At 50.1% G+C, this 4,587-nt stretch carries 4 protein-coding genes and 1 pseudogene; all 5 read left to right on the top strand.

What is annotated here, in order from left to right; translation table 11 throughout:
- On the top strand, window positions 1-1,204 hold a 1,204-nt coding region (locus ABR397_RS21920; protein ID WP_350307563.1), incomplete at its 5' end, for a VENN motif pre-toxin domain-containing protein.
- A complete protein-coding gene (locus ABR397_RS21915) occupies window positions 1,201-1,446 on the top strand; it encodes a hypothetical protein (RefSeq protein ID WP_350307562.1) in 246 nt (81 codons plus the stop codon). The genes ABR397_RS21920 and ABR397_RS21915, both read left to right, overlap by 4 nt.
- Before the next feature lie 13 nt (window positions 1,447-1,459).
- Complete coding sequence (locus ABR397_RS21910; protein WP_350307561.1) at window positions 1,460-2,413, top strand: hypothetical protein; 954 nt, start codon at window positions 1,460-1,462, stop codon at window positions 2,411-2,413.
- 1 nt (window position 2,414) lies between these two features.
- A complete protein-coding gene (locus tag ABR397_RS21905) occupies window positions 2,415-2,708 on the top strand; it encodes a hypothetical protein (RefSeq protein WP_350307560.1) in 294 nt (97 codons plus the stop codon).
- A 19-nt stretch (window positions 2,709-2,727) separates the two neighbouring features.
- Window positions 2,728-4,587: pseudogene (locus ABR397_RS21900) on the top strand (S-layer family protein); the annotation flags it as partial.

The following is a 4,587-nucleotide window of genomic DNA, read 5'->3' as shown; positions in this document are numbered from 1 at the left end:
AGACAAAGCGGCGGCAAAAGAAACACTGGCAAAAGCGGGCAACCGTCACCCGACCGGGGATGACATCAAAAAGCAACTCTACGACACCGCTTACACGCAGGCGCTGAATGACTCCGGCTTCGGGACGGGAGGCAAATACCAGAAAGCGTTACAGGCGACAACGGCGGCTCTCCAGGGACTGGCCGGGGGTGACCTGAAACAAGCGCTGGCAGGCGGGGCTTCACCTTATCTGGCCGGGGTGATAAAAGAGCTGACCACCGACCCGCAAACCCATCAGGTGGATATCGCGACCAACACCCTGGCCCATGCGATTTTGGGGGCCGTGGCCGCCGAAGCCAGTGGTGGCAGTGCCCTTGCAGGGGCAGCCGGCGCGGCTTCCGGTGAGCTGGCGGCGCAGGTCCTGATTAAGCAGCTTTACGGCGATAAGGTTAAAGTCAGTGAGTTAACGGAGGAGCAGAAACAGACTATCAGTACCCTCTCCACGCTGGCAGCAGGGCTGGCCGGTGGGATTGCGGGTGACTCCACCGCCAGCTCCCTTACCGGAGCGCAGTCCGGGAAGAATGCAGCGGATAATAATGCACTAAGCTTGCCAAAAGGGCTGGCGGATTACGGTCGGTCAGCATCCAGTCTGGCTACCTCGATGTTAAATGAAGGTAAGTCCCCTCAAGAGATTTCAGCAGCATTGTCAAAACATGCCAAAGGCGATCACCCGGAAGGACAAGATCCAGTAAGAGGGTTGGTAACAGCATGGGGAGCGGGAATGTCCACGGTAGCAGCACCACTGTTGTTACCATCAGGAGCAACAGTGGGAAGTATTTTTGCTGGAGGTCTAATCAGTGGAACCGCTAATGTTAGTAATCAATTGACAAATGGTCCAGTGAACATGACTGATGCATTGATAGCCACGGGAACAGGGGCAGTAACGCAAGGCAAAGGCTTTTGGTTTACAGAAGTCGCGAGTATAACGGGTGCTTATGTTGGGGCAAAACTACAGGATAAAAGCCCACTTGTACCGGTAGTAGGTGCAGCAGTTGGTAATGCTGTTGGTGCAATTGGAGGAAAGGTTATTACTGATAAACTCGCGCCAATAGTGGCAAATCCAATTAAAAGTGAAGTCGGCGGTGCTATCGGTGGAGCTCTAATTTCTGAAGCGGTGGGAAATCGAGTTGAAAATCAGTTAGATAAACGTGGAGGTGGTAAATGAAACATCAAAAAGCCACTTATCAAGCTCTTTTATTGCTTACCAGTCTATGGTTTATATTATTTTTTTGTATGGTTTTTATTACCAGCCTTATTCTAGCAATCATTTTTTATTTCACAGATGGACAATTTTTCTTCTCTCTAGAAGATGTTTATTACTCTTTTAAAATGGGGGCTAGTACAGGTATTCCCACAGGAATCGGTATCTGGATTACGTCCAAGTTAAAAGAAAATAAAGGCGGATAATAATGCCCTTAGCATGGGAAGTTTGTTTGGTTCCGAAGGGGCTAAACATTTTGAAGGTGCGGGGTCGCTGGCTCAAAAGATGGCTCAATCTGGGGCAACACCCGAAGAAATAAACGCAGCCTTAACTCACTACCTAAGAGGGCAGGTTCCTGATGGTCAGGATCCGGCAAAAGGTCTGATTATTGCGTGGGGTAACTTCTTTGGTGTTCCGTTGGATGTCGTGTTATCAAATGAGCAGATGACACCGCAAAAGGCGGCGGAAATTGTTGCCGGTGGCATACCTACCAGTGAAGCAAAGCTGATACAGTTTGCGGCGTCGAAAGCGTTTTTGTCTTTAAGTAAGTATCAGTCAACAGAAGTAGTTGGTAGTAAAAGCGGTTCAGCGATTGATAATTTTGTGAAAGGAGAAACACAGACAGAGAAAACTGGGAAAATGATTACTAGTGCGGATAAAAATATCTCGCATATGAACGTTAGTTCTAAAGATTCACTAGGAACGAAAATAGATAAAAGTGTAGTTATTGTAGATAAAGAATATTTGCCTATAGGTGTGGCTTCGACATTTAAGGCTGGAAAATATGAAACCGTTATTACACGAGAGCCTGTAACATTGTTTAGGAAATTTGGTGGTGTTAACGATCAAGCTAAGTTAGATGGTGGTTACGCAACGACCATACAAAATGCGGGAAGAGGTGAAACTGCTGTCTATAAGAAATGGAGCACAACTCGGTTTGAAGCTCAGATAGAAGTACCCAAAAATACTAAGTTGAACATTGGTTCTGTTGGGGAACAACCACCTTTGAGTAATAATCCTAAGTATATAGGCGGAGCCGATCAAATTCTATTGCCACGGAATTATCCTATGGATTGGGTTAAATCAATACGAGATGGAAAAACAGGTAATGTTTATACTTACGAAGAATTTAAGAAAGCATTTCCAGATCAAGTAACAAATAAAGGAAAATAAAATGTTAATAAACAAAGATATGATAGAGATCGCAAGATTAATATTCTTGTTGGAACAAGTTGTTACGTATTTAAAAAAATCAGGAAATGGAGAGTCATCTTATGCATACTTAATAAAATCCATTAACATTCTTGAGAGTAAAGCAAGTAATGGTATGAAGAATTTATACAAGTATATTATGAATGATTTCAGAATGATGGGGGATAGAGGTCAATATGGGGAGGATATAGACCCGATAACAGATGAAATTTTCACAATTATAAGCAACAACCCATTGTTCAATAATGGACAATAATGCCCTTAGCATGAGAAGTTTGTTCGGTGCCGAAGGCGCTTTACGGGCGGCTCACCACCTGCAAGCGAACATCAGCCAGACATTGAATAATACCCAGGGGCGGGTCTCCGCAGGTAAACAGCTCACGGTCAACCGTGAGGCTCAGCAACCGCATCTGATGATTCACAATCGACAGGGCACCCTGATTGCCGGGAAACAGGCTGACATTAGCGCCGAGGCCCTAAGTGGTGACGGTCAACTGTTATCGCAGGGAGATATGGCCGTCACGTTAACCGGGGATTTTCACCATACCGGCAACACCGCGGCTAATGGCAATCTGACCCTGAAAACGACCGGCAATATCATCAATGACCACCAGATAAAAGCCGGTCAGGCGCTGCATCTTGACGCACACAATCTCACCAATAGCGCGTCAGGCGAAATCAGCGCCGGACAAACGCAAGTCAAGGTCCACGATACGCTGAACAACACCGGATTGATTGACGGCGGCCTGACTCATCTCACGGCCAACACGCTGAATAATATGGGCACCGGGCGCATTTACGGGGACCAGCTTGCCCTCCAGACGGGCACGTTGAATAATACCGCCCAAGACGGCAAAGCCGCGGTCATTGCGGCGCGTGAGCGGCTGGATATTGGCACCGGGACACTGAACAACAGTGACCATGCCCAGATTTACAGCGTGGGCGACATGCGCATCGGCGGCCAGCTGGATAAGACCCTGACGGCGACCGGTCAGGCGCGTGCGCTCAGTAACCACGCGGCGACGATTGAAGCCGGGAATAATCTGACGATTCAGGCTGCCCAGATCCACAACACTAACGCCGGGGTGGTCACCCAGGTCGTCGAAACGGAAAAATCGCCCCATCACGACGCGGTATTGAGCGGACAGACTACCCGCTATGACTGGTCGCAGGTGGATACCTCCCACCGCAACAAATACGGCGTGCACGATGCCATCATGCCGGACGGCAGCGGCAGTAATGACTTTTACGAATATCAATACACCCGCACCGTCAGGGAAACCCAGGTCAAACAGAGTGACCCCGGTAAAATGCTGGCCGGGGGCAATATGACGCTCAACAGTGCGCAGGTCACCAATCACGACAGCCAGATTGTCGCCGGCGGCGCGCTAGGCGGTGACATTGGCGAGCTGCACAATATTGCCACTCAGGGCGAACGTATCACCACCGATAAAGGGCGCCAGACCCACTGGTACGCGAAAAAGAAAAAACGCCGTATCGGCGGCACTAAAACCTCGCAGGGGAAAAGCCGCAGCCATTATGACCCTGCCCCGGTGAGAGAAACGACAGACCTGAACACGCTGGCCTGGCAGGACCATACCCGTCCACAGGGTACCGATATCACGATGACAGCCCGACAGACCGGGCAGGTGCAACAGGCCCCCACCGCCGTGAAACCGGTTGCCGGGATAAACAACCCGCCCTTAGTTCTGCCGCCCGACCAGCCTTTAGTCCTGCCACCCGGCCAGCCGTTTGAATTGACGTTGCCGCCGGAAACCGTCAAAGGACACCCGGTTGACCCGGTCATCCGCGTTATCACGCCCGATACCCGATTACCGGATAACAGCCTGTATACCGTACAACCGGGCAGCGACAGCCACTATCTGGTGGAGACCGACCCGAAATTCACCCAGTACAAACCGTGGCTGGGTTCGGACTACATGCAGCAACAACTCACCCATGACCCGGCCCTGGTGCACAAACGGTTAGGCGACGGGTTCTATGAACAGCGGCTGGTGCGGGAGCAGATTACCCAACTGACCGGCCAGCGCTATCTGCCCGGCTATCATAACGACGAAGCGCAGTTTAAAGCGCTGATGGATGCCGGGGTGGCTTTCGGCAGGGAACAACAGCTC

Origin of the sequence: Photorhabdus viridis (genome assembly GCF_040256935.1) — a bacterium.
Classification (GTDB): Bacteria; Pseudomonadota; Gammaproteobacteria; order Enterobacterales; family Enterobacteriaceae; genus Photorhabdus; species Photorhabdus viridis.
Note: the sequence above shows the minus strand (reverse complement) of the source record. Positions and strands in the feature narration are given on the sequence as shown.

Coding starts and splice junctions, on each gene's coding strand:
- ABR397_RS21915 (WP_350307562.1), top strand. CDS start 1,201: ATGAAACATCAAAAAGCCACTTATCAAGCTCTTTTATTGCTTACCAGT.
- ABR397_RS21910 (WP_350307561.1), top strand. CDS start 1,460: ATGGGAAGTTTGTTTGGTTCCGAAGGGGCTAAACATTTTGAAGGTGCG.
- ABR397_RS21905 (WP_350307560.1), top strand. CDS start 2,415: ATGTTAATAAACAAAGATATGATAGAGATCGCAAGATTAATATTCTTG.